Source organism: Emticicia sp. MM, from assembly GCF_001649495.1.
Window position 1 is genome coordinate 1 of record NZ_LXHX01000083.1, and the last position, 1,181, is coordinate 1,181.

The 1,181-nt window shown below is 38.8% G+C and carries 2 protein-coding genes; both read left to right on the plus strand.

The window, feature by feature from the left end; all coding sequences use genetic code 11:
• Window positions 1–244 precede the first annotated feature (244 nt).
• Window positions 245–691, plus strand: a complete 447-nt coding sequence (rplM, locus tag A6M55_RS09810; RefSeq protein ID WP_015028229.1) for a 50S ribosomal protein L13 — start codon at window positions 245–247, stop codon at window positions 689–691.
• A gap of 134 nt (window positions 692–825) precedes the next feature.
• On the plus strand, window positions 826–1,181 hold a 356-nt coding region (gene rpsI / locus A6M55_RS09815), incomplete at its 3' end, for a 30S ribosomal protein S9 (protein ID WP_064197438.1).

The window sequence follows — 1,181 nt, forward strand, 5'->3', positions numbered from 1 at the left end:
TAATTTTGCAGCCCCAAAATACCACCCTCGTAGCGTAGCCCGTTTGTTCGAGGGAGCTATCAAGTTAGGGAAGTTAACTGTTCCGGAGTTGGCTAAGTGTTGTTTCAGCACCCCATAACTTTCTGAAAAAGGTCATCGAAAAGCAGCCGTAATCGTTGGGAATGAAAGCTGAAAATAGTTGACAAATGCTTTTTTCAAATCGCCAGTAAAATGGCGTATCGAACATTTAAAATAAATAAAAACAGTGAAGCATTTAAGTTACAAGACAGTTGCGGCAAACAGCCAAACTGTAAATAAAGAATGGGTAGTTGTTGATGCTACCGACAAAGTATTGGGCCGCTTGTGTAGCCAAATCGCGAATATTATTCGTGGTAAGAACAAAACAAACTATACTCCTCATGTAGATTGTGGTGACAACGTGATTGTTATCAATGCTGAGAAAATCCGTTTGACTGGTAAGAAAATGACTGACAAAGTTTATATCCGTCACACAGGTCATCCAGGTGGACAGCGTTTCGCAACTCCACGTGAAATTTTGGCTAAAGATGGCCGTCGTGTAGTTGAAATGGCTGTAAAAGGTATGTTGCCGAAAGGTCGTTTAGGACGTCGTTTATATACAAATCTTTATGTATATGCAGGTTCTGAGCACCCACACGCCGCTCAATCACCAAAAACAATCGAATTGGCTTAATTGATAAATTTGTTATTGGTCATTAGTTATCTTTTTGATTTTAAAAGCTAACTTTTCTCAAATAACATTCAATCAATTTCCCGATATCAGAATTCTTTATTAATCTCAGAATATTTTCAAATTTCTATATACAAATGCAAGTTATCAACGCAGTAGGTAGAAGAAAAACAGCCGTAGCTCGTATCTATATGAAAGCGGGAAATGGTGAAGTTTCTATAAATGGAAAAGGTTTGAAGGAATACTTCCCTTCAGAAATTCTTCAAATTATCTTAAATCAACCGTTCAATACAACAAGCACGGCTGGTCAATACGATCTTAAAGTAAACGTAAGTGGTGGTGGTATTGCTGGACAAGCTGAAGCTGTTCGTATGGCAATCTCTCGTGCATTGTGCGAAGCAAATGCAGAGAACCGTCCAGCGTTGAAAAAAGAAGGATTCTTAACTCGTGATGCACGTATGGTTGAACGTAAAAAACCAGGTCGTCGTAAAGC